The sequence below is a fragment of the Streptomyces sp. NPDC107575 genome (assembly GCF_055657265.1).
Map to the genome: position 1 here is coordinate 162,837 of NZ_JBVKBG010000004.1, position 22,800 is coordinate 185,636.

At 71.7% G+C, this 22,800-nt stretch carries 19 protein-coding genes; 10 read left to right on the top strand and 9 right to left on the bottom strand.

Translation table 11 applies throughout. From position 1 onward, the window contains the following. Positions 1 to 45: 45 nt before the first annotated feature. The gene (locus ACZ7L4_RS20300) at positions 46 to 1,452 is read right to left on the bottom strand and encodes an MFS transporter (RefSeq protein ID WP_472104329.1); all 1,407 of its coding nucleotides are present in this window, start codon (positions 1,450 to 1,452) and stop codon (positions 46 to 48) included. 303 nt (positions 1,453 to 1,755) lie between these two features. Here ACZ7L4_RS20300 and ACZ7L4_RS20305 point away from each other — a divergent pair, with 303 nt between their 5' ends. Together ACZ7L4_RS20305 and ACZ7L4_RS20310 are read left to right on the top strand one after the other, a co-directional pair. Then, positions 1,756 to 2,685: a DUF3027 domain-containing protein gene (locus ACZ7L4_RS20305; protein ID WP_472104331.1), complete on the top strand. Its 930-nt coding sequence runs from the start codon at positions 1,756 to 1,758 to the stop codon at positions 2,683 to 2,685. Between the two features lie 229 nt (positions 2,686 to 2,914). Next, positions 2,915 to 6,196 (top strand): sacsin N-terminal ATP-binding-like domain-containing protein, encoded by a 3,282-nt coding sequence (locus ACZ7L4_RS20310; protein ID WP_472104333.1) that lies wholly within the window; start codon positions 2,915 to 2,917, stop codon positions 6,194 to 6,196. Positions 6,197 to 6,272: 76 nt separating this feature from the next. Here the strand turns inward: ACZ7L4_RS20310 and ACZ7L4_RS20315 are convergent, their stop codons facing one another. After that, positions 6,273 to 8,702 carry an HAD-IC family P-type ATPase gene (locus tag ACZ7L4_RS20315; RefSeq protein WP_472104335.1) on the bottom strand — a complete coding sequence of 810 codons (2,430 nt, stop codon included), beginning with the start codon at positions 8,700 to 8,702 and terminating at the stop codon, positions 6,273 to 6,275. Positions 8,703 to 8,732: 30 nt separating this feature from the next. After that, positions 8,733 to 9,017: a DUF2530 domain-containing protein gene (locus tag ACZ7L4_RS20320; protein WP_472104337.1), complete on the bottom strand. Its 285-nt coding sequence runs from the start codon at positions 9,015 to 9,017 to the stop codon at positions 8,733 to 8,735. 241 nt (positions 9,018 to 9,258) lie between these two features. Between ACZ7L4_RS20320 and ACZ7L4_RS20325 the strand changes: the two genes are divergently transcribed. Next, on the top strand, positions 9,259 to 10,713 hold the full coding sequence (locus ACZ7L4_RS20325) for an NCS2 family permease (protein WP_472104339.1): 1,455 nt from the start codon (positions 9,259 to 9,261) through the stop codon (positions 10,711 to 10,713). Positions 10,714 to 10,750: 37 nt separating this feature from the next. Here ACZ7L4_RS20325 and ACZ7L4_RS20330 read toward each other — a convergent pair whose 3' ends face one another. Further along, on the bottom strand, positions 10,751 to 10,939 hold the full coding sequence (locus ACZ7L4_RS20330) for a ribbon-helix-helix protein, CopG family (protein WP_266712647.1): 189 nt from the start codon (positions 10,937 to 10,939) through the stop codon (positions 10,751 to 10,753). A gap of 176 nt (positions 10,940 to 11,115) precedes the next feature. Here ACZ7L4_RS20330 and ACZ7L4_RS20335 point away from each other — a divergent pair, with 176 nt between their 5' ends. The 3 genes from ACZ7L4_RS20335 (at position 11,116) to thpR (ending at position 13,641) form a co-directional block, all read left to right on the top strand. After that, entirely contained in the window at positions 11,116 to 11,553 is a 438-nt protein-coding gene (locus ACZ7L4_RS20335; protein WP_385769628.1) for a MarR family winged helix-turn-helix transcriptional regulator, read from the top strand. A gap of 53 nt (positions 11,554 to 11,606) precedes the next feature. Beyond that, a complete protein-coding gene (locus ACZ7L4_RS20340; protein WP_472104341.1) occupies positions 11,607 to 12,950 on the top strand; it encodes an MFS transporter in 1,344 nt (447 codons plus the stop codon). Positions 12,951 to 13,083: 133 nt separating this feature from the next. Then, positions 13,084 to 13,641: an RNA 2',3'-cyclic phosphodiesterase gene (gene thpR, locus ACZ7L4_RS20345; protein ID WP_472104342.1), complete on the top strand. Its 558-nt coding sequence runs from the start codon at positions 13,084 to 13,086 to the stop codon at positions 13,639 to 13,641. 145 nt (positions 13,642 to 13,786) lie between these two features. Here thpR and ACZ7L4_RS20350 read toward each other — a convergent pair whose 3' ends face one another. Both ACZ7L4_RS20350 and ACZ7L4_RS20355 read right to left on the bottom strand, forming a co-directional pair. Then, positions 13,787 to 14,776 carry an aldo/keto reductase gene (locus ACZ7L4_RS20350; protein WP_472104343.1) on the bottom strand — a complete coding sequence of 330 codons (990 nt, stop codon included), beginning with the start codon at positions 14,774 to 14,776 and terminating at the stop codon, positions 13,787 to 13,789. Between the two features lie 39 nt (positions 14,777 to 14,815). Then, positions 14,816 to 15,490, bottom strand: coding sequence for an SGNH/GDSL hydrolase family protein (locus ACZ7L4_RS20355; protein WP_472105600.1), 675 nt, complete (start codon positions 15,488 to 15,490; stop codon positions 14,816 to 14,818). 68 nt (positions 15,491 to 15,558) lie between these two features. On the opposite strand from ACZ7L4_RS20355, the gene ACZ7L4_RS20360 reads away from it, so the two are divergent. Then, entirely contained in the window at positions 15,559 to 16,557 is a 999-nt protein-coding gene (locus ACZ7L4_RS20360; RefSeq protein WP_472104345.1) for a WD40 repeat domain-containing protein, read from the top strand. 18 nt (positions 16,558 to 16,575) lie between these two features. On the opposite strand, the gene ACZ7L4_RS20365 is transcribed toward ACZ7L4_RS20360, so the two are convergent. Then, the gene (locus ACZ7L4_RS20365) at positions 16,576 to 17,355 is read right to left on the bottom strand and encodes a TetR/AcrR family transcriptional regulator (RefSeq protein ID WP_472104347.1); all 780 of its coding nucleotides are present in this window, start codon (positions 17,353 to 17,355) and stop codon (positions 16,576 to 16,578) included. A gap of 92 nt (positions 17,356 to 17,447) precedes the next feature. Between ACZ7L4_RS20365 and ACZ7L4_RS20370 the strand changes: the two genes are divergently transcribed. Continuing rightward, positions 17,448 to 18,422 (top strand): ATP-binding cassette domain-containing protein, encoded by a 975-nt coding sequence (locus tag ACZ7L4_RS20370; protein ID WP_472104349.1) that lies wholly within the window; start codon positions 17,448 to 17,450, stop codon positions 18,420 to 18,422. Continuing rightward, positions 18,422 to 19,219, top strand: a complete 798-nt coding sequence (locus tag ACZ7L4_RS20375; protein WP_472104351.1) for an ABC transporter permease — start codon at positions 18,422 to 18,424, stop codon at positions 19,217 to 19,219. The genes ACZ7L4_RS20370 and ACZ7L4_RS20375 overlap by 1 nt, the downstream gene beginning before the upstream one ends. Positions 19,220 to 19,570: 351 nt before the next feature. Here ACZ7L4_RS20375 and serC read toward each other — a convergent pair whose 3' ends face one another. Both serC and ACZ7L4_RS20385 read right to left on the bottom strand, forming a co-directional pair. After that, on the bottom strand, positions 19,571 to 20,689 hold the full coding sequence (serC, locus tag ACZ7L4_RS20380) for a phosphoserine transaminase (RefSeq protein ID WP_472104352.1): 1,119 nt from the start codon (positions 20,687 to 20,689) through the stop codon (positions 19,571 to 19,573). 109 nt (positions 20,690 to 20,798) lie between these two features. After that, positions 20,799 to 21,659, bottom strand: a complete 861-nt coding sequence (locus ACZ7L4_RS20385; protein ID WP_472104354.1) for a LysR family transcriptional regulator — start codon at positions 21,657 to 21,659, stop codon at positions 20,799 to 20,801. Positions 21,660 to 21,835: 176 nt separating this feature from the next. On the opposite strand from ACZ7L4_RS20385, the gene ACZ7L4_RS20390 reads away from it, so the two are divergent. Then, the gene (locus ACZ7L4_RS20390) at positions 21,836 to 22,798 is read left to right on the top strand and encodes an EamA family transporter (protein ID WP_472104355.1); all 963 of its coding nucleotides are present in this window, start codon (positions 21,836 to 21,838) and stop codon (positions 22,796 to 22,798) included. Positions 22,799 to 22,800 lie beyond the last annotated feature (2 nt).

The following is a 22,800-nucleotide window of genomic DNA, read 5'->3' on the forward strand; positions in this document are numbered from 1 at the left end:
ACCGCTCCCGCTCCGAGTGGGGGAGCTGGTGTCGCGTTTGCGCCTCTACGCCACTCGTGCCCGGCCGGTCGGCCCCGAGTGCCGCGCGGACGCCAGCAGGCCGCGCACCGTGGACAGCCAGCCCGCCGCCACGATCGCCGCCGCGACACACAGGCCGAGCACCCCGTTCAGCGGCAGCGCGATCCCGATCGCCCCGCCGACCACCCACGCCATCTGCAGCAATGTCTCCGAGCGTGCGAACGCCGAGGTGCGCACCGCCTCCGGGACGTCCCGCTGGATCGTCGCGTCCAGGGACAGCTTGGCCAGCGCCTGCGCGAACCCGGCGACCGCGCCGAGACACGCCGTCATGAGCGCGCTGAAGAAGACGGCGGACAGCACGGCCACCGCGAGCACCACCGCGAGCACCGTCACGATGATGACCTCGGGTGCCCGCGCCTTCAGCCAGGCCCCGACCGCCGTGCCCAGCGCGTTCCCCGCCCCGGCCGACACGCCCACGAGCCCGAGCGAGACCGCCGCGCTCTGCCCGGTCAGCGGATGCTCGCGCAGCAGGAACGCCAGATAGAAGATCAGGAAGCCGGACAGACACCGCAGCGTGGCGTTCGCGGCGAGGGCGTGGGTGACCGCCGGGCCGACCGTCCGCAGGCCCGGCCTGCGCGCCTTGGCCCGCGCGGGACCGTGCAGATGCTCCTCGTCGGCCGCGAGCAGCGCCTTGCTCTCGCCCCGCGCCGAGTCCACCTTGTGCGGCATCGAGTACGACAGGAAGACCCCGCACACGTACAGCACGAAGGCCCCGTAGAGCGGCCAGCGTGGGCCGATCGCCTGCAGGCCCGCCCCGACCGGGGCCGCCGCGCCCGTGGCGAGCAGCCCGCCGAGCGTGACCCGCGAGTTCGCCTTCACCAGCGAGAAGCGCGGCGGGAGCAGCCGCGGCACGACCGCCGAGCGCACCACCCCGTACGCCTTCGACGCGACGAGGACGCCGAGCGCCGCCGGGTACAGCTGGAGCCCGCCGCCCGCCACTGCGCCCGCGAGGACGAGGGCGAGCAGCGCCCGGGCCAGCATCGACGCGGCCATCGCGGCGCGCCGCCCGTGCGGCACCCGGTCGAGGAGCGGCCCGATGACGGGCGCGAGGAGCGTGAACGGCGCCATGGTGATCGCGAGATACAGGGCGACCCGGCCGCGCGCCTCGTCCGTCGGCACGGAGAAGAACACCGTCGAGGCGAGGGCGACCGTGATCATGACGTCGCCCGCGCCGTTCAGCGCGTGCAGTTCGATCAGCTTTCCGAGCCCCGACTCGCCCGCCCCGTGCGCGTGCGTCGCTTTGCGGATGCCGCGTGCGGTGCCGGTGAAAGGCAGGTGCAGGGCGCGGCCGATTCTGCGAAGGCGGCTCGGCGCGTCCGACGCGCGCGACGACGCGCCTGACGACGACTTGAACGACGACCTACCGGCAGCCACGCAGCAATGGTGCCCCTTGTTCGGGCGAACTAGTGCCGATATGGACACGCCGGTCGGCTTTCCGGCCAGGTGCGGCTCGTACGTCGGTGTGGGCGCAGCGCGTCAGAGGAGGTAGCGTGCGTAGCGCGCCCGCGGCGGTTGTTCTCGGCCGCGCGCCTCTCGGCCATCCCGCAGAATGGATGGCGTAGGTGCGCCCGGAACGCTCGGGCGCGGACGTCGACGCGGCCCTCCGGTCCGCTCCGCCCGCGCTCCCGCACACAGGACGGCGCACTCGTGAGACGGCGTAGGAGAGAAGCGATACCTGTGAGCGCAGCGACAACGCGAAGCCGCACCCCGGACCGCCTGTGCGCCGAGGCGGTGGACATCGCCCGGGCCGCGGCCGAGGAGGCCGCCGCACCCGGGGTGGTGGGCGAGCACGTCGAGACGGTGGTCGAGGGCGACCGCGTCGTCACGCACCTCTTCGAGTGCAAGGAGTTCGGCTACCGGGGCTGGCGCTGGGCCGCCACCGTGGCCCGTGCCTCCCGCGCCAAGTACGTCACGCTCGACGAGGTCGTGCTGCTGCCCGGGCCCGACGCCCTCCTCGCCCCCGAGTGGGTGCCGTGGAGCGAGCGGCTGCGCCCCGGCGACCTCGGGCCCGGCGACCTGCTGCCGACCGAGGCCGACGATCTGCGCCTGGAGCCCGGCTACACCGGCGACGACGTGCCGCCGCCGAACTCTCCCGTGTCCGAGGACATGGCGGAGCTCGTCGAGGCGGAGGACGCCGAGGTCACCGAGGGCCCCGTGGCGGCGCTGCCGGTCGCGCCGTCCCGCGGCTCGATCGCGGCGGTCGCCGAGGAGCTGGGCCTGCGCCGGGCGCGCGTGCTCTCCCGGTACGGGCTGCATGTCGCGGCCGACCGCTGGGACGAGTCCTTCGGCGCGAAGACCCCCATGGCACAGGCGGCCCCCGCCTCCTGCGGCTCCTGCGGCTTCCTGGCGAAGATCGGCGGCTCGCTCGGGCAGGCCTTCGGCGTCTGCGCCAACGAGTTCTCGCCCGCGGACGGCCGCGTGGTCTCCCTGTCGTACGGCTGCGGCGGCCACTCCGAGGCGGCCGTCATGCCCAAGGCCCCGCGACCGGCGCCGCCGGTGATCGACGAGACGGTGGTCGACGTCCTGGCCCTGCGCCCGGACGCGGACGCGGGCTCGGTCGGAGCGGTGGCCTCCGGCAACGGCGACGAGGACCTGGGGCACTCGTAGGCAATCCTCTTTCGGGCGGTCGAGCGTTTTCGTGCCTCGGCGGCGGGTGCGTAAATCAAGCTTCGGCGGCGGGTGGGCAAAATCAAGCCCCGCCGGCGATTGAGGCGCGGGGTCCGGGGCGGAGCCCCGTGGCGTCAACCACGTCGCCGCCGCATGCTCACGGCAGCACGGGGAACCCTGCGCGATACGGTTCGGCCGATCACGCCCACCCGCCCCAGAGGAGTCACCCGTGAGCGTCAGCACCCCCGCACCGGAGGGCGTCGACCCGTTCGGCACCGCACGGCTGCGCCACGCCGTGCTCGACGCGTGGGCGGGAAGCGCCGCCCGTTTCCGGGAGGACGCCAACGCCGAGGAGGACCTCGCGCTCGGCGGCTACCGGGACCGCCTCGTCGTGGAACTCGCGCAGAACGCCGCGGACGCCGCCGCACGGGCCGGCGTCGAGGGCCGTCTCGCGCTCACCCTGAAGGACGGCGTGCTCGCCGCCGCCAACACCGGCGCCCCGCTGGACGCGGCGGGCGTCGAGTCGCTGTCCACGCTGCGGGCCTCCGCGAAGCGCGAGGACACGAGCGGTGCGGTGGGCCGGTTCGGCGTCGGCTTCGCGGCGGTGCTCGCCGTCTCCGACGAGCCCGCGGTGGTCGGCCGGAGCGGGGGTGTGCGCTGGTCCCTGACGGACGCGCGGCTCGCCGCGTCGGACACGGCGCTGCGGAGTCCGGACCTCGGGGACGAGTTGCGGCGGCGGGACGGGCATGTGCCGTTGCTGCGGCTGCCGTTCGCGGCGGAGGGCTCCGCCCCGGATCCGTACGACACGGTGGTCATTCTTCCGTTGCGGGACGCGGCGGCGGAGGCGCTGGCCGCGCGGTTGTTGGACGGGGTTGACGACACCCTCCTCCTCGCCCTGCCGGGGTTGACGGAGGTCGTGATCACTACGGAGGCGGGGGAGCGGGCCCTGCGTCGGTCGGAGTCCGCGCCCTACGTGGTGATCGCCGACACGGGGTTGACGCCACGGGGCTCTGCCCCGGACCCCGCTGCTCAATCGCCGCAGGGGCTTGATTTGCCGAGCCCCGCCGAAGAGTCCGGTTCCGACTTGGGCAATCTGCCGCCTGGGGCGGCAGGGTGGGCAAGGCGGCCCACGGTGCCGCCCGCCGATGCGACGGCCCCCGCCACGCGATACCGCATCGTCACCCGCACCGGCACCCTCGACGCCGCCCTGCTCGCCGACCGGCCCGTAGAGGAACGGCTTCGGCCGAACTGGGCCGTGACCTGGGCCGTCCCTGTCGACGCGGAAGGGGCTCCGGTCAGGCCGCGCAGCGAACCCGTGCTGTACGCGCCCACCCCCAGCGACGAGCCCCTCGGCGTCCCGGCCCTGCTCATCGCCACGTATCCGCTGGACACGGCGCGGCGGCACGTCGCCCCCGGTCCGCTCACCGACTTCCTCACCGAACGCGCCGCCGACGCGTACACGGAACTGCTCGCCGGATGGCGCCCCGTGGGCCCCGGCATCCTCGACCTCGTACCGGGACCGCTCGGCAGGAGCGAGCTGGACGGGGCCCTGCGCGCCGCCGTCCTGGAACGGCTGCCGCGCACCGCGTTCCTGCCCCCGGCGGTCGAGCCGGGCGACGAGGAGGACGACGACAGGCCGACGTCGCTGAAGCCGCGCGACGCCGAGGTCGTCGAGGGCGCGGGCGCCGACACCGTACGGGTCCTCGCCGACGTGCTGCCGAGCCTGCTGCCCGCGGGACTCGAACGCCGCGTGGAGCTGCGGACGCTGGGCGTCGCCCGGGTCCCGCTGACCGAGGCGGTCGACCGGCTCGCCGGTCTGGAGAAGGAGCCCGACTGGTGGCGGCGGCTCTACGAGTCCCTCGCCGGGGTCGACCCGGACCGGCTCAGCGGGCTGCCCGTGCCGCTCGCGGGAGGCCGTACCGCCATCGGCCCGCGCCAGGTCCTGCTCCCCACCGCCGAGGCGTCCACGGTCCCCGGTGAGGCGCTCGCCCGGCTCGGTCTCAAGGTCGCGCACGCCGACGCCGCCCACCCGCTCCTGGAGAAGCTGGGCGCGCTGCCCGCCACCCCTCGGGCCGTCCTGCGGACCCCGCAGGTGCGCGCCGCCGTCGCCGCGTCCCTCGACGACGAGGCGTCTGCCTGGGACGACGAGACCACGTTGGACGCCGACGAATTGGCCGACGTCGTCCTCACCCTCGTACGCGACGCCCATCTCGACGTGGGCGACGAACCGTGGCTCGGCGCGCTCGCCCTCCCCGACGACGAGGGCGAACTCGCCCCGGCCGCCGAACTCCTGCTCCCCGGCAGCCCGATCGCGTCCGTGCTGCGGGAGGACGAACTCCCGTACGTGGACGGTGAGCTGGCCGAACGCTGGGGGCAGGAGCCGCTCGCCGCGTGCGGGGTCCTCGCGACGTTCGCGCTCGTCCGCGCCACCGATGTCGTCCTCGACCCCGACGAACTGGAGCCGCGCGAGAGCGACTTCCCCGAGCCGGACGACGCCGGGCTGCTCGACGCCGTCGACGTGTGGTGCGAGGACGCCCTCGACGGGCTGCCCGACACCCCCGTCCCGCCGGTCGCCACGGAACTGATCGCCGTACGGGACCTGGACCTGGTCGACGAGGACCGCTGGCCGCAGGCCCTGGCGCTGCTCTCGCAGCCGCCGCTGCGGGACGCGCTGACCCAGCCGGTCCGCGTGCTGCTGCCCGACGGCACGCATGAGCTGGTGCGCCCGTACACGGCCTGGTGGCTGCGGGGGAGCCCGGTCCTCGACGGCCGCCGCCCGGCAGGGCTGCGTGCCGAGGGCGGGGATCCGCTGCTCGTCGGCCTGTACGAGCCCGCGGACGCCGCCGGCTTCGACGACGAACAGGTCCTGCGCGCCCTCGGGGTGCGCACCTCCGTCGCCGCGCTGCTCGACGAGCCCGGCGGCGCCGCGGAACTCCTCGACCGGCTCGCCGACCCCGACCGCCCGGTCGACGCCGCTCAACTCCACGCCCTCTACGGCAGGTTGGCCGACCTCGACCCCGAGCAGGTCACCCTGCCCGACGAGCTGCGCGCCGTGCGGGACGGGGAGGTCGTGGTGGTCGACGCCCGGGACGCCCTCGTCGCGGACGCGCCCGACCTGATCCCGCTCACCGAGGGCCGCGCGCTCCTCCCGGTCACCCCGTCGAAGGCGGCGCAGCTCGCCGAGCTGTTCCAGGCGCGGCGCCTGAGCGAGGTCCTGGGTGTCGGGTCGGTCGAGGGCGGCGAGGTCCACGAGGTGCCCGAGTCCGTGCGCGTCCTCCTCGGGTCCGCGACCCCGGCGTCGTACGTCGAGCACGAGGAGCTGTACGTCTCCGACGTCGAGGTGGACTGGTGCCGTACCGCCGACGGGGTCGTGCACGCGGCGACCCTTGAGGGCGTCGCGGCGGGCCTCGCGTGGGCGTCGGGCCAGTGGCCCCGCCGCTTCGAGCTGGCGGCGCTCCTGGAGGACCCGTCCCGCACGGCTGAGCTGGCGCGCGACCGGTGGTTCGACTAGTCCCCGGCACCGTCGTTACGGCCTCGGGGCTCCGCCCCGGACCCCGCGCCTCAATCGCCGGCGGGGCTTGGTTGGTTCACGCCGGAAACCTGCGCCCCACCCACCGCCACAAGAACTCCAGCACCGCCGCAGCCAATACCGCCACCCCGACGGCAGTCCACGGCATGACCGACCCCACCAGCCGCAACGCGAAGAACTCCTGCAACCACGGCACGACCAGAACCAGCAGGAACCCGAACCCCATCGCCGCCACAAGCCCCACCCGCCACCACGTGTACGGCCGCGCGATGATCGCCAGGACCCACATCGAGATCAGGAAGAGCGTCAGCGTCGCCGAACTGGTCTCCGCGGAGAGCGCCCCCGAACCCGCGTAGTAGTGCCGCGCGACCAGGTACATCACGAACGTCGCGATCCCGGCGACGGCCCCGCCGGGAATCGCGTACCGCATCACCCGCCGCACGAAGTTCGGCCTGGCCCGCTCCTTGTTCGGCGCGAGGGCGAGGAAGAAGGCCGGGACGCCGATCGTCAGGGTCGACAGAAGCGTCAAGTGCCGTGGCAGGAAGGGGTATTCCACCTGGAAGCAGACCACGAGCAGCGCGAGGATCACCGAGTAGACCGTCTTCACGAGGAAGAGCGTGGCGACACGGGTGATGTTGCCGATGACCCGGCGGCCCTCCGCGACCACCGAGGGCAGCGTCGCGAACGAGTTGTTGAGCAGCACGATCTGCGCGACCGCGCGGGTGGCCTCGGAGCCCGAGCCCATGGACACCCCGATGTCGGCGTCCTTCAGCGCCAGCACGTCGTTGACGCCGTCGCCGGTCATCGCGACCGTGTGCCCGTGCGCCTGGAGCGCGCCGACCATGTCCCGCTTCTGCTGCGGAGTGACCCGGCCGAACACCGTGCCGTCGTCGAGCGCGTCGGCCAGCTCCTCCGGGTCCTTGGGCAGCGTACGAGCGTCGACGGTCTGTCCTTCGAGGCCCAGCTTCCCCGCGACGGCCCCCACCGACACCGCGTTGTCACCGGAGATGACCTTGGCCCGCACGTCCTGCTCGGCGAAGTACCGCAGGGTGTCCCCGGCGTCGGGGCGCAGGCGCTGTTCGAGGACGACGAGGGCGACCGGTTCGGCGCTCTCCACGACGCCCGCGCCCTCGAGCCCCTCGGGCGCGCGGGCGAGCAGCAGCACCCGTAGGCCGCGCAGGTTGAGCTCCTCGGTCTCCGCGAGCGCCGGGTGGTCCGCGGGCAGCAGCACGTCGGGCGCGCCGAGCAGCCACGCGCTGTCCGTCCCGTTGCCCTCGCTGAAGGCGGCGCCGCTGTACTTGCGCGCGGAGGAGAACGGCAGTGCCTCGATGCAGCGCCAGTCCTCACTGTCCGGGTAGGCGTCGATGATCGCCTGGAGGGAGGCGTTGGGCCGCGGATCGGACTCGCCGAGCGCGCCGAGCACCTTCCGTACGTACGCCTCGTCACCGCTGCCGCTACCGGCCCCGTCGCCGAGCAGCCGCAGCTCGTGGACGTCCATGCCGCCCTCGGTGAGCGTGCCCGTCTTGTCGAGGCAGACCGTGTCGACGCGGGCCAGGCCCTCGATCGCGGGCAGCTCCTGCACCAGGCACTGTTTGCGGCCGAGGCGGATCACTCCGATCGCGAACGCCACCGACGTCAGCAGGACGAGGCCCTCGGGGACCATCGGGACGATGCCGCCGACCGTGCGGGCGATCGAGTCCTTGAGGTCGTTGTCCTTGACCACGAGCTGGCTGATGATCAGGCCGAGCGCGGTCGGGATCATCATCCACTGCACGTACTTGAGGATCGTGGAGATGCCGGAGCGCAGCTCTGAGTGGACGAGCGTGAACCGGCTCGCCTCCTCGGCCAGCTGCGCCGCGTACGCCTCCCGCCCGACCTTCGTCGCGGTGAACGCGCCGCCGCCCGCGACCACGAAGGAACCCGACATGACCTCGTCGCCGGGCTGCTTGAGGACGGGGTCGGCCTCGCCGGTCAGGAGCGACTCGTCGATCTCGAGGCCGTCGGCCTCGGCGCAGGTCCCGTCCACGACGATCTTGTCGCCGGGCCCGATCTCGATGAGGTCGCCGAGCACGATCTCGGAGGTGGGGACGGCGACGGCGTTCCCGTCGCGCCGCACCGTCGGCCGGGCTTCGCCGATCACCGCGAGCGAGTCCAGGGTCTGCTTCGCCCGCCACTCCTGGATGATGCCGATGCCGGTGTTGGCCAGGATCACGAACCCGAAGAGGCTGTCCTGGATCGGCGCGACGCAGAGCATGATCACCCAGAGCACGCCGATGATCGCGTTGAACCGGGTGAAGACGTTGGCGCGCACGATCTCCGTCACGGACCGCGAGCTGCGCACGGGTACGTCGTTCACCTCGCCGCGCGCGACCCGCTCGGCGACCTCGGCCCGGGTGAGGCCGGTCGCCCGTGACGGCATCGGTGTCGTGGCGACGGGTTCGCCCGGATCGCCCGGATCGAGGTCCGTTCCCGCGTCGATGTGCGTCATGAAAACGACGGTACGGGCGATTTCGGGGGTTTACCCCTCGGGTGTGGAAACCTCACGGTCCGTGACAGCGGCGGCGGCCGCCCGCTTGAGCGCGGCGTCGCGCCCCCTGACGTACCAGATCCCGATCAGGCCGAGTCCGCCGCCGGCCAGGCAGCACCACACCCACCAGGTGATCCCGCGGTCCTGGAACCACCCGTAGAACGGCAGCTGCACGAGGAAGAGGACGAACCAGAGGATCGTGCCACCCGTGATGGTGGCGACCACGGGCCCCTCAAGGGGTTCCGGTGCCTCGTGCTTCGGGATCCACTTCGCCATGTGCACAGCTTACGAGGACCCGACGACAACCCGGTACAAGCCCCTCGCCGCAAGGGTCTACGCGCGGAGATAGCAAATTCGGCCTCATATGTTCATACTGAAACAGCCTGAGTCTGGCCACTTATGTTCGTAGGAAACACCAGCGGAACTTCGGGGAAACCCGCCGGTGAGCACGCGACGATCAGACTCGATCACGAACCCCCCGCCCGCATTTCACTGCTGAATACCGCTGAGGTCATCCATGTCCACTTCGGCCACCACCCCGGTCGATGTCAACGACTCGCCGCCGCCGGCCCCGAAGAACGGCTTCGACCGCTACTTCAAGATCACCGAACGCGGCTCGACCGTCCCGCGTGAGATCCGTGGCGGCCTCGCCACGTTCTTCGCGATGGCCTACATCATCGTGCTGAACCCGATCATCCTCGGCGGCGCGAAGGACATGTACGGGCACCAGCTGGACAACGGCCAGCTGGTCACCGCGACCGCGCTGACCGCCGCGTTCACCACGCTCCTCATGGGTGTCATCGGCAATGTGCCGATCGCGCTCGCCGCGGGCCTCGGCGTGAACACGGTCGTCGCCCTGCAGCTCGCGCCCCGCATGTCCTGGCCGGACGCGATGGGCATGGTCGTCCTCGCGGGCTTCGTCGTGATGCTGCTCGTCGCCACCGGCCTGCGCGAGCGGGTCATGAACGCGGTGCCGTACGGCCTGCGCAAGGGCATCGCGATCGGCATCGGCCTGTTCATCCTGCTGATCGGCCTCGTCGACTCCGGCTTCGTGACGCGCATGCCGGACGCCGCGCAGACCACGGTGCCGCTGCAGCTCGGCACCGGCGGTCACCTGATGGGCTGGCCGGTCCTGGTCTTCGTGCTCGGCGTGCTGCTGACCCTGGCGCTGCTCGTGCGCAAGGTGCCGGGCGCGATCCTGCTCGCGATCGTCGTCATGACGGTCGTCGCGCTGATCATCAACGCCGTCGCGGACATCGACCCGGCCTCGTGGGGCCTGACCGTGCCGTCCTGGCCCGGCAACCCGGTCGCCAGCCCGGACTTCTCGCTCATCGGGCAGGTCAGCCTGTTCGGCGGATTCCACAAGGTCGGCATCCTGACCGGCATCCTGTTCGTCTTCACCGTGCTGCTGTCGTGCTTCTTCGACGCGATGGGCACGATCATGGGCATCAGCGACGAGGCGCACCTGACCGACGACAAGGGCCAGATGCCCGGCATGAACAAGGTGCTGTTCATCGACGGTGTCGCCGTCGCCGCCGGTGGTGCCTCGTCCTCCTCGGCCACCACCTGCTTCGTGGAGTCCACGGCCGGTGTCGGCGAGGGTGCCCGTACGGGCCTCGCCAACGTGGTCACCGGCCTGCTGTTCGCGGTCGCGCTGTTCCTCACGCCGGTCGTCACGATGGTCCCGTCCCAGGCGGCGACGCCCGCGCTGGTCGCGGTCGGCTTCCTGATCCTGTCCGGGGGCATCCGCGAGATCGACTGGGACGACTGGACGATCGCCATCCCCGCGTTCATCACGATGCTGATGATGCCGTTCACGTACTCGATCACGAACGGCATCGGCATGGGCTTCATCAGCTTCACGGTGCTGCGCGTGGTCGCGGGCCGCGCCAAGGAGGTGCCGGCCGCGATGTACGCCGTCTCCGCGGTGTTCGTCTTCTACTACCTGATGCCGGCCCTCGGCCTCACGTAGTCACGCCCTACGCAGTAACGCCCTACGCAGTAGCGCCTTACGTCGTCACGTCTCCGTAGAACCGCTCCGTCTCCTCGACGGCGGTCTTGAAGCGTTCGTCGAAGTCGTCCCGAATGAGCGTCCGGACCACATAGTCCTGGACGCTCATTCCTCTTTTGGCGGCATGCACTTTGAGCCGGTCGAGCAGCTCACCGTCGATCCGCAGACTGAGCACTGTCGATCCCATACGGACAGGGTCGCCGGGCTCCGCGACCCGTTGCGTCACTTTCCGCGTCCGGCTCACTCGTATGGGTGATGAAACTTTTCTGCACTCCTGCCACAGGTGAAGAGGTGGTGGGGATCACGGACGCGTGCCGTGCGCCGGGTAGTAGTTAGACACAGTAATGAGTTACGCTAACGAACATGCCAGACCTCTCCCATGGCGACGACGCAGCCGCCGTGAACTCCCTGCGTTCCGCAGTGATGCGCCTGTCGCGTCGGCTCAAGCACCAGCGGGTCGACGAATCGCTGAGCCCCACCGAGATGTCGGTGCTCGGCACCCTCGCCGGATGCGGCTCCGCGACACCGGGTGAGCTGGCCCGGAAGGAGCATGTGCAGCCGCCGTCGATGACCAGAATCGTCGCGCTCCTGGAGGCCAAGGGACTGGTCCGGCTCGAACCCCACCCCGAGGACCGCCGGCAGAAGGTCGTCACCTCCACCGAGCAGGCCGAGACCATGCTCGCGGAGAGCCGCCGCAAGCGGAACGCCTGGCTGGCGGGCCTCACCGAGGGGCTCGACGAGGACGAGTGGGCCAAGCTCCGCGCGGCCGCGCCCGTCCTGGAGAAGCTCGCCCACCTCTGACCCCCCGCTGGGGACCAACCGCGCAGGACGACCGCCGAGGAGGCGAACCCACTTTGAGTACGGGATCCGGAGCAGACTCCGCCCCCGCACCAGCCGCCCACAACTCCACCGCCCGCCCACCACGCAAGCCCTCGATGTTCGCCAGCCTGAAGGTACGCAACTACCGGCTGTTCGCGACCGGGGCCGTCGTCTCCAACACCGGCACCTGGATGGCCCGCATCACCCAGGACTGGCTGGTGCTCTCCCTCACGGGATCCTCCGCCGCCGTCGGCATCACGACGGCGATGCAGTTCCTGCCGATGCTGCTGTTCGGCCTGTACGGCGGTGTGATCGCCGACCGCTTCGCCAAGCGCAACCTGCTGTTCTGCACGCAGGGCGCGATGAGCCTGTCAGGACTCTTCCTCGCGGCGCTGACCCTCACGGGCAACGTCCAGGTGTGGCACGTCTACCTCGCGGCCTTCTTCACGGGTCTCGTCACGGTCGTCGACAACCCGACCCGGCAGTCCTTCGTGTCCGAGATGGTGGGGCCCGACCAGGTCCGCAACGCCGTCTCCCTGAACTCCGCGAACTTCCAGTCCGCCCGCCTCATCGGCCCGGCCGTCGCCTCCGCGCTGACCGCCGCGGTCGGCCCCGGCTGGGCATTCCTCGCCAACGGCCTGTCCTTCCTCGCCCCGCTCACCGGCCTCATGCTCATGCGCACGCACGAGCTGCACGAGACCAAGCGCTCCCCGCGCGGCAAGGGCCAGCTGAAGGAGGGCCTGCGCTACGTCTCCCAGCACCCCGAGCTGATCTGGCCGATCGTCCTCGTCGGCTTCGTCGGCACCTTCGGCTTCAACTTCCCGATCTGGCTGAGCGCGTACGCGGACGACGTGTTCCACGGCGGGGTCGGCCAGTACGGCCTGTTCAACACGCTCATGGCGGTCGGCTCGCTGGCCGGTGCGCTGCTCGCGGCGCGGCGCCGTTCGACCCGGCTTCGGGTCCTGGTCGGCGCGGCCATCGGCTTCGGTGTCCTGGAGGTCCTGGCCGCGTGGGCGCCGGGCGTCTGGGCGTTCGCCCCGCTGATCGTGCTGCTCGGCATCCTCGGCCTGACGGTGAACGTGACCGCGAACTCCACGGTCCAGATGGGCACGGACCCCGAGATGCGCGGCCGGGTGATGTCGCTGTTCATGATGGTGTTCACCGGCGGTACGCCACTGGGGGGCCCGCTCTTCGGCTGGCTCGCGGACGAGTTCGGGGTGCGGGTCAGCTTTGCCCTCGCGGGGGTGATCTGTGCGGGTGCCGCGGTCGGCGTCGGGTTGATGTTGGCCCGGGCGGCCAACCTTCGCCTGAAGGTGGACCTGCGGCGGGGCGAGCGGCATGTGCAGTTCGTGCCGCGGGAGCTGGCGGCTGCGGCGTGAGACCGGTGCCGGGTTGCGGTCCTGGGGCTCTGCCCCAGACCCCGCTGCTCAATCGCCGCAGGGGCTTGATTTGCCGCACCTGCTGCTCAGTAGCCGCGGGACTTGATTGGTCGAGCCGCGCGACGCTGGCGTGGTGAGACTCTTCGCGGCCGTGCTGCCGCCGGCCACTGCGCTCGCCGAACTGGGCGAGGTCGTCGACACATTGCCGACCGGCGACGGCATCCGGTGGACCCAGCGGCGCGGCTGGCACGTCACCCTCGCGTTCTACGACGACGTACCGGAGGACACCGTCCCCGAGCTGTCCCGCCGGCTGGCCCGCGCGGCGACCCGTACGGAGGCGTTCACGCTGGCGCTCGGCGGGGGCGGGCACTTCGGGGGCCGCGCCCTGTGGGCGGGCGTCAGCGGCGACGTGGGGACGCTGCGCAGGCTCGCCGAGCGCGCGGAGGCGGCGGGCCGCAAGAGCGGGCTGCCGCTGGAGCACCGGCACTACCGCCCGCACCTGACGCTGGCACGCAGCCGCGAGCCCCTGGACCTCGGCCCGTACGTGTCGGCGCTCGACGCCTTCGCGGGCACACCCTGGACCGTGGCCGAGCTGACGCTCGTCCGCAGCGTGCTGCCGAGGTCCGGGGTGCCGGGGGAGCAGTCACGCTACGAGAAGGTCGCCGGATGGGAACTCGCGGGCACGCGTTAGTCTCGTTGACGTGGACCCGAAGACCCGAAACCGGATCATGGCCGGTGTGCTCGTGCTGATGTTCTTCGTCGTGGCTGTCGCGGCGGCCGTCGGCCAGTAGTCGACCGAAGGCCGCCGCGCACCGGCGGAGCCGATTACCGGCCGACTACCAGGCGAACGCCTCCGGCGAAGGACCCGGACCCGGGAAGATCTCGTCCAGGCCGGACAGCACCTCCTCGCTCAGCTCAAGATCGACCGCGCGCAGCGCCGAGTCCAGCTGCTCCTGCGTGCGCGGGCCGACGATCGGGCCGGTGACGCCGGGCCGGGTGAGCAGCCAGGCAAGCGCCGCCTCGCCGGGCTCGATGCCGTGCTTGTCGAGCAGATCCTCGTACCGCTGGACCTGCTCGCGCACCTTCGTGTTCTCCAGCGCGGAGGCGGAGCGGCCCTGCGCCCGGCGCTTGCCCTCGCTCTCCTTCTTGAGCACGCCGCCGAGCAGCCCGCCGTGCAGCGGGGACCACGGGATGACGCCCAGGCCGTAGTCCTGCGCGGCCGGGATGACCTCCATCTCGGCGCGGCGCTCGGCGAGGTTGTAGAGGCACTGCTCGCTGACGAGGCCGACGCGGCCGTGCGCCCTGGCCAGCTCGTTGGCCTGGGCGATCTTGTAGCCGGGGAAGTTCGAGGACCCCGCGTAGAGGATCTTGCCCTGCTGGATCAGTACGTCGATGGCCTGCCAGATCTCCTCGAAGGGAGTGCGGCGGTCGATGTGGTGGAACTGGTAGATGTCGATGTAGTCGGTCTGCAGCCGCTTGAGCGACGCGTCGACGGCGCGGCGGATGTTCACCGCGCTGAGGTGGTCGTGGTTCGGCCAGACAGGGCCGTCGCCGCCCATGTTCCCGAACACCTTGGTGGCCAGGACCGTCTTGTCGCGCCGGCCGCCGCCCTTGGCGAACCAGGTGCCGATGATCTCCTCGGTACGGCCCTTGTTCTCGCCCCACCCGTAGACGTTCGCGGTGTCGAAGTAGTTGATGCCGCTGGTCTGCGCCGCGTCCATGATGGCGTGGCTGGCGGGCTCGTCGGTCTGCGGGCCGAAGTTCATGGTGCCGAGGACGAGCCGGCTGACCTTGAGACCCGTACGTCCGAGCTGTGTGTACTTCATGTCTGCCATGGCTCCATAGCCAAGGACGTGGAGTGCGCTCTAGGCAAGCGTGCGCGGAGCAGCTGCCTTATAAGGCCCCCCGATCCCCCACGCCTGATGCAGCGCGTCCGCGAAGGCGGAGGCCAGTTTGTGCTCGCCGGAGGCGTTCGGGTGGGTGCCGTCGTACGTGTCCTGGTGGATGTCGTACGAGTCCGGGACGGAGGCGAGGAGGAGGGGTGAGCGGGGCTCGTCGAGGTCCGCGACCGTCTTCGCCAGGAGGGTGTTGAAGTGGGCGACCTCCGCGGCGAACGGGGCGTCCGTCTCGGCCCGGACGTTGGGGATCACCGGGAGCAGGACCATGCGGACGGCCGGGTTCGCGCGGCGGGCCTCGGCGACGAAGCGGCGGGTGTTCGCCGCCGTCTGCTCGGCGTCGGTGTAGAAGCCGAGGTCTATCAGGCCGAGCGAGACGAGCAGGACGTCGGCGCGGGCGGCGGTCACCGCGTCGGCGATCGTCGGCGCCATGTGCTGCCAGCCCTCGCCCCAGCCGGCGAGGTGGTGCTGCGGGAAGTCCGGGTCCGCGTACGCGTGGCTTTCGCCGTGCAGGGCGGTGCGGGGGCCGACGAGTGTGTGCGCGGTCGCGTGGGCGCGCAGATGCTGCCAGAAACGCAGGCGCCAGGTGTGCTCCCCGGCGCTCCCAATAGTCATCGAGTCGCCGACCGGCATGAACCTGAGCATCCGCTCATCATCGTCGATCACGCCGGGTACGTGCGTGTGAGCCCCAACACGCCTGGCAAGCTGGGGGCATGCGTGCGTATCTGGGGGCGGCCGGGGTCGCCGCAGTCCTCCTTCTCGGCACGGCCTCCGGTCCCGCGGTCGCCGACTCCCGCTCCGTCGGCTCCGACGGGTTCATGATCAAGGACCCGCGGATCACGGAGTCCAGCGGCCTGGCCGCCTCGCGTGCCCACCCCGGCGTCTACTGGACGCACAACGACAGCGACGACGGCGCCTACCTGTTCGCGATCGACGGCCGGACGGGGAAGACGCTCGCCACGATCACGATGTCCGGCATCGGCTCCCCGCGCGACGTCGAGGCGATCTCGGTCGGCTCCGACGGGAACATCTACGTCGGCGACATCGGCGACAACCTCGGCGGCAAGTGGGACCACGTGTGGATCTACAAGCTCCCCGAGCCGAAGAAGCTCGTCGACCAGACGGTGCGGGCCACCCAGTACGACGTGAAGTACGCCGACGGCCCGCGCAACGCCGAGTCGTTGATGGTGCACCCGAAGACCGGCCGCGTCTACATCGTCGAGAAGGGCGACGACGGCGGCGGCCTGTACGAGGGCCCGGCCGCGCTGAACCCCTCCGCCACCAACACCTTCCGCCGCGTCGCCGAGATCGACCTGTGGGCGACGGACGCCGCGTTCTCGCCGGACGGCGAACAGCTCGCCGTACGCGGGTACTTCGGCGGCATCGCGTACAAGTGGAACGACGGGAAGCCCGAGCGCGAGGGCCGGCTCAGCGTGCCGATGCAGCCGCAGGGCGAGTCCGTGACGTACACGCTCGACGGGAAGACCCTGCTGTACGGGAGCGAGGGCCAGGGCAGTCAGGTGGAGCCCGTGGAGGTCGAGGGCGCGGGCGACTCGGGCGACGGCTCCAACTCGTCGTCCGACCAGGGCGGTTCGGGCGGTGACGACGGCGGCAGCGCCTTCACCGGGAAGGCCGGCGCGGTCGGCGCCGTCGTCGTCGTCATCCTGCTGTTCGGGATCGGCAGGCTGTTCCGCCGGCCCAAGGACCGCTGAACCGGCTGAACCACCCGCTCAGTTCGCGGCGCGCGCGGCGACGAGGACGTCCAGCCCGTCCAGGATGCGCTGCAGCCCGAACTCGAAGTGGTCGAAGCCGGGGGCGAACGTGTCCTCGGAGAGCGATGCCATCACCGGGTACGCGCCGCTGGCCATGGCGGCCTCCAGAGAGGGCTGCTGGGCCTCCCAGAACGCGGCGTCCGTCATGCCCGTCGTCGTCTCCGCCTCCTGCTCGTAGATGCGGGTGCGCGCGCCCCCGGACACGTATCCGTCGACCATCACCAGGACGGAGAGCAGCTCGGGGTCGCTGAGGCCCATCGGTTTGATGCGGGCCATCATCTTCTCCATCGAGGCCAGCGCGCCGGGGCCGATCACCGGGCGGGCCTGGTTGACCTGGAGCAGCCAGGGGTGGCGCTGGTAGAGGGCGAGGGTCTCGCGGGCCATGGTGGCGACGGCGTCCCGCCACGTCCCGTCGCCGAGCGCGCCCGGGTCCTCGTACGGGGTCTGCACCCGGTCCAGCATCAGGTCGAGCAGCTCGGCCTTGCCCGGCACGTACCGGTACAGCGACATGGTGCCGGTGCCCAGGTCGGTGGCGAGCCGGCGCATCGAGAGGGCGCCGAGCCCCTCGGCGTCCGCGACCTCGACCGCGACCTCGACGATCCGGTCGAGCGAGAGCGCGCGCTTCGGCCCCCGGCTCGGCCGGTCCCCCGTGCCCCACAGCAGCTCCATGCTGCGCCGGATGTCGCCGCTGCCGGAGGTCTCGGCGCTGCTGTTCGTGCCCTGGGTGCCGCTGGTCATGGGGCTCAGCGTAAACCTCTGGCGAAAAACTGGGTACGGTGTACTCTCATTTGGGTACGGTGTACTCAGTTCGCGCGAGGGTGGGTGTTCCGATGACGACGGGTGGAGGAGGAGCAGTGGCCGACGGGGATCGCGATCACGCGGTGCGGGCCGAGGGGCTCGTGAAGCGGTACGGGGAGAAGCGCGCGCTCGACGGGTTCGACCTGACGGTGCGGCGCGGCACGGTGCACGGCCTGCTGGGGCCGAACGGGGCGGGCAAGACGACCGCGGTGCGCGTGCTCGCCACGTTGCTCAGGTTCGACGAGGGGCGGGCCGAGGTCGGCGGCGCGGACGTGGCGGCCCGGCCGCACGAGGTGCGCCGCCGGATCGGGCTCACGGGGCAGTACGCGGCGGTGGACGAGGTGCTCACTGGCCGGCAGAACCTGGAGATGTTCGGGCGGCTCTTCCATCTCGGCGGGCGCCGGGCGAGGGCGCGGGCGGCCGAGCTGCTCGACCAGTTCGGGCTCGCGGACGCGGGCGGCAAGGGGGTGGGCGAGTACAGCGGCGGCATGCGGCGCCGTCTCGACCTCGCGGCGTCCATGATTCTCACCCCGGAGGTGCTGTTCCTGGACGAGCCGACGACCGGGCTCGATCCGCGGGGCAGGGGCGAGGTCTGGGACAGCGTCAGGGAGTTGGTGGCGGCGGGCACGACCGTGCTGCTGACCACGCAGTATCTGGAGGAGGCCGACAAGCTGGCCTCGCGGATCACCGTCATCGACCAGGGGCGGGCCATCGCCGACGACAGCCCGGAGGGCCTCAAGCGGTCCGTCGGCGGGGACCGGGTCGAGGTCGTGGTGGCGGAGCCGGCCGAGCTGCCGCTCGCCGCGAAGATCCTGGCCCGCAGCGGCGGGGAACCGGTGGTCGACGAGGAGGCGCTGCGGGTGCACGCGCCGGTCGCCGACCGGGTCGCGGCGCTCACGGACGCGGCGCGCACGCTGCAGGACGAGGGGGTCGCGGTCGAGGACATCGGGCTGCGCAGGCCGAGCCTCGACGATGTGTTCCTGCAGCTGACGGGGAGGGCCGCGTGATGAGTGGGACGACGATGTACTGGGCGGTGGCCGACTGCTGGAACGTGGTGCGGCGCGGCCTCACCCACTACCAGCGGCAACCGGTCAACATCGCCTGGCAGTTGGGCTTCCCGATCCTGTCGGTGCTGCTGTACGGGTATGTGTTCGGCAGCGCGATGGTGGTGCCGGGCGGTGGGGACTACCGGGACTTCCTGATGCCGGGGATGTTCGCGATGACGATGGCGTTCGGCTTCATCAACACGGCGACGCTCGTGGTGCACGATGCCACGAAGGGCGTGATCGACCGGTTCCGCTCGATGCCGATGGCGCCTTCGGCGGTGGTGTCGGGGCGCGGGGTGACCGATCTGCTGGTCGCCTGCGCGGAGTTGGCGATCCTGATGCTGACGGCGTTGGCGATCGGGTGGCGGCCGGACGGTGGGGTGCTGGGCGGCCTCGCGGCGTTTGCGCTGTTGCTGTGGCTGCGGTTCGCGCTGATCTGGCTGGGGGTGTGGCTGGGGCTGCTGGTGCCCAATCCGGAGGCGGCGGGCAGTCTCTTCGCGGTCGCCTTCCCGCTGACGATGATCTCCAGCATCTTCGTCGCGCCGCAGCTGATGCCGGACTGGTTGGGGGCGGTGGCGGCGTGGAACCCGATATCGTCCACGGTCGCGGCGACGCGCGAGCTTTTCGGGTCCCCCGTGGGGGCGGGGGATTCGTGGATCGAGCAGCACGCGGTGCTGATGGCTTTTGTGTGGCCGGTGGTGCTGACGGTGGTGTTCCTGCCGCTTGCGGTGCGGCGGTTCCAGCGCCTGGCCCGTTGACCGGCACGGTGGTTGCGGCCACGGGGCTCCGCCCCGGCGCCCGCTGCTCAATCTCCCCCAGCTACCGCTGGGAGGTACCCCCTGCAGGGGCTTGATATGCCCATCCGCTCCCGGCCTCGAGTTGCTCAACCGGCACCGGGGTTGAGTGTCTCAACTCGCTCCGGGCTTGAATTGCTCAGCCCGCGCTGCGGCTTGAGTTGTTCAACTCGTGCCGGTGGGTGAGTCGCTCGACTGGTGTCGGGGCTGAAATGCGCGATCGCCGGCGGGGCTTGATTCATCAAGCCCCGCCGGCGATTGAGGCGCGGGGTTCGGGGCGGAGCCCCGAGGCCGTAACGCCGGTTCGGCGGAGGGTCAGAGTTGGCCGATGACGTAGTCGATGCAGGCCGTCAGGGCCTCGACGTCCGACGGGGCGATCGCCGGGAACATCGCCACGCGCAGCTGGTTGCGACCGAGCTTCCGGTACGGCTCCGTGTCGACGATCCCGTTCGCGCGCAGCGCCTTGGCGACGGCGGCCGCATCCACACTCTCGTCGAAGTCGATCGTGCCGATGACCTGCGACCGCTTCGCCGCATCCGTGACGAACGGCGTCGCGTGCTTCGACTCCTCGGCCCACGAGTACAGCCGCGAGGACGAGTCCTTCGTGCGGGCCGTGGACCAGGCGAGCCCGCCCTGGCCGTTGATCCAGTCCAGCTGCTCGGCGAGCAGGAAGAGCGTGGACAGCGCCGGGGTGTTGTACGTCTGGTTCTTGCGGGAGTTGTCGATCGCCGTCGGCAGGGAGAAGAACTCCGGGATGTGGCGGCCCGACGCGTGGATGCGCTCGGCGCGCTCGATCGCGGCGGGGGAGAAGATGCCGATCCACAGGCCGCCGTCGGAGGCGAAGGACTTCTGCGGGGCGAAGTAGTAGACGTCCGTCTCGGCGATGTCGACCGGGAGGCCGCCGGCGCCGGAGGTGGCGTCGACGAGGACGAGCGCGCCCTCGTCCGCACCGGCCACGCGCTTGATCGGCGCGGCGACACCGGTGGAGGTCTCGTTGTGGGTCAGGCCGTAGACGTCGACACCGGCCTCGGCGACCGGCTCCGGGTGCGTACCCGGGTCGGAGGCGATCACGGTCGGCTCGGCGAGCCACGGGGCGAGCTTGGAGGCCTTGGCGAACTTGGAGGAGAACTCGCCGAAGTTCAGGTGCTGCGACTTGTTCTCGATCAGGCCGTGCGTCGCCACGTCCCAGAACGCGGTGGAGCCGCCGTTGCCCAGGACGACCTCGTAGCCCTCGGGAAGGGAGAAGAGGTCCTTGACGCCGTCGCGTACGCGACCGACGAGGTTCTTCACGGGCGCCTGGCGGTGCGAGGTGCCCATGAGGGAGGTACCGGTGGCGGCCAGGGCGTCCAACGCCTCCGTACGCACCTTGGAGGGGCCAGCGCCGAAACGTCCGTCGGCGGGCTTGATGTCAGCGGGAATCTGGATCTCAGCCACGAAATGGAGGGTAGCCGGTGGGGTTTCACCGGCCGCAAGGTGTTCGGTGGGTGAGATGCCCGGTCTCGCCCGTCGCGACGACGGACGCAGGCCACGGAGGCCACGGAGGCTACGGCCCCGCGATCTCGTGGGCCAGCGCGATCAGGGCCGGGACCGAGGGATGCCCGGGCCCCTGGCGGCGGGCCAGCACGACGGGGAGGTCGGGGGCGTCCGTGAGCGGCACATAACTGACGCCGGGGTACGGATGGAGATCCTCGGTCGCCGTCGAGGTCACCCCCACCGCCCGGTCCGCGGCGATCGCGGCGAGCCAGTCGTCCGTGTTCGCGACGGTCAGGCTCGCGGTGGGCCGGACGGCGGACGGCCACAGGTCGAGGGCGGTCGTCCCCGAGACGGTGTTCAGGGCGATCACCTGGTCGCGGAGGTCGGCGAGGGCCAGGCGTCGGCGGCGGGCGAGCGCGCTGTCCGAGGGCACCGCCGCGACCCGGGCCTCCTCGTGCAGCAGCTCGGTGATCAGTCCGGGCGTCTCGACCGGGCCGCGCAGCACGGCGAGGTCGACGGCGCCGCGCGCGAGCCCCGCCGTGCGGTCGTCGATGCGCAGCAGTTCCAGCGGTACGTCCGGGTGGTCCTGGCGCCAGCGGCGCAGCAGCGGCGTGGTGAAGGCGCCCGCGGCCGACCAGGCGTGGCCGAGGCGCAGCGGCCGGCGCGGGGCCCGGGCGGCGGCGAGCGCGTCCTCGAACGCGGCGACGGCGACGGCCGCCTTCTCGTGGAAGGAGTGCCCCTCGGGCGTGAGGTCGAGGTGGTGGGTGGAGCGGTCGACGAGCCGCACGCCGAGCGCGTCCTCCAGGGCCGCGAGCGTGCGCGAGACGACGGGCTGGGTGAGCCGCAGCCGGGCGGCGGCGCGGGTGACGCTGCGCTCCTCGGCGATCGCGAGGAAGCAGCGCAGGTGGCGCAGCTCCGGTTCCCTGGTCATGTGCGGGGAGCATAACGGCGGCGCATTGAGCATTTCACGGGGCATGCCGGGCGGAACTAGCGTGAAGCGATACCTCGGCCGCCCTGTTCAGCAGGATGGCCTGTAGCGTCTAATACATTGCACTACTCCGTACGGTGCCGACGGCACCCGGGAAGACTTCACGAAAGGGGTGGACCGTGAGCGGCCCGCAGACCGAACCCGTGGCCGGGGCGCAGGACGCCGCCCCGGCCGTGACCGCGAGCGCCGGCGCGGAGCCGAAGCGCCGCCGCGGCTCGCTGGGGCCGGTCGGACTCGTCCTCGCGGGCTGCGTCTCGGTGCAGTTCGGCGCGGCGCTCGCGGTGAGTCTGATGCCGCGCGCCGGGGCGATCGGCGTCGTCACCCTGCGCCTCGTCGTGGCGGCCGTGGTCATGCTCGTCGTCTGCCGCCCCAGGCTGCGCGGGCACTCGCGCGCCGACTGGGGCACGGTCCTCGCCTTCGGCATCGCCATGGGCGGCATGAACCTGCTCTTCTACCAGGCGGCGGCCCGCATCCCGCTCGGCATCGCGGTCACCTTCGAGGTGCTCGGCCCGCTCGCCCTCTCCGTCTTCGCCTCCCGCCGCCTGGTCAACGTCCTGTGGGCGGGGCTCGCGCTGTGCGGCGTGTTCCTGCTCGGCGGGGCGGGGGACGGGCTCGGCGGCCTGGACCCGGCCGGTGTGGGCTTCGCGGTCGCGGCCGGCGCCTGCTGGGCGACGTACATCGTCTTCAGCGCCCGCACTGGCCGCCGCTTCCCGCAGGCCGACGGGCTCGCGCTCGCCATGGCGGTCGCGGCGGTGCTCTGCCTGCCGCTCGGCATCGCGACGGCGGGCACGAAGCTGATCGACCCGGTGACCCTCGGCCTCGGTGCGGCCGTCGCGATCATGTCCTCGGTCCTCCCGTACACGCTCGAACTGATCGCCCTGCGCGACCTGCCCGCGTCCACGTTCGCGGTGATGATGAGCCTGGAGCCGGCGGTTGCCGCGCTCTCCGGCTTCCTCGTCCTGAGCCAGGGCCTGGCCTGGTCGGAGGTCCTGGCCATCACGCTGGTGATCGCGGCGAGCATGGGCGCGGTGCGGACGCAGGTGGGCCGGAAGAAGGACCCCGCGCTCGCCCTGCACGAATGACG

Bases quoted from the DNA above. Each gene is read 5' to 3' on its own strand.
- ACZ7L4_RS20315 (WP_472104335.1), bottom strand. From the start codon at position 8,702: ATGACGCACATCGACGCGGGAACGGACCTCGATCCGGGCGATCCGGGC.
- ACZ7L4_RS20320 (WP_472104337.1), bottom strand. From the start codon at position 9,017: ATGGCGAAGTGGATCCCGAAGCACGAGGCACCGGAACCCCTTGAGGGG.
- ACZ7L4_RS20325 (WP_472104339.1), top strand. From the start codon at position 9,259: ATGTCCACTTCGGCCACCACCCCGGTCGATGTCAACGACTCGCCGCCG.
- ACZ7L4_RS20330 (WP_266712647.1), bottom strand. From the start codon at position 10,939: ATGGGATCGACAGTGCTCAGTCTGCGGATCGACGGTGAGCTGCTCGAC.
- ACZ7L4_RS20335 (WP_385769628.1), top strand. From the start codon at position 11,116: ATGCCAGACCTCTCCCATGGCGACGACGCAGCCGCCGTGAACTCCCTG.
- ACZ7L4_RS20350 (WP_472104343.1), bottom strand. From the start codon at position 14,776: ATGAAGTACACACAGCTCGGACGTACGGGTCTCAAGGTCAGCCGGCTC.
- ACZ7L4_RS20355 (WP_472105600.1), bottom strand. From the start codon at position 15,490: ATGCTCAGGTTCATGCCGGTCGGCGACTCGATGACTATTGGGAGCGCC.
- ACZ7L4_RS20360 (WP_472104345.1), top strand. From the start codon at position 15,559: ATGCGTGCGTATCTGGGGGCGGCCGGGGTCGCCGCAGTCCTCCTTCTC.
- ACZ7L4_RS20365 (WP_472104347.1), bottom strand. From the start codon at position 17,355: ATGACCAGCGGCACCCAGGGCACGAACAGCAGCGCCGAGACCTCCGGC.
- ACZ7L4_RS20370 (WP_472104349.1), top strand. From the start codon at position 17,448: ATGACGACGGGTGGAGGAGGAGCAGTGGCCGACGGGGATCGCGATCAC.
- ACZ7L4_RS20375 (WP_472104351.1), top strand. From the start codon at position 18,422: ATGAGTGGGACGACGATGTACTGGGCGGTGGCCGACTGCTGGAACGTG.
- ACZ7L4_RS20385 (WP_472104354.1), bottom strand. From the start codon at position 21,659: ATGACCAGGGAACCGGAGCTGCGCCACCTGCGCTGCTTCCTCGCGATC.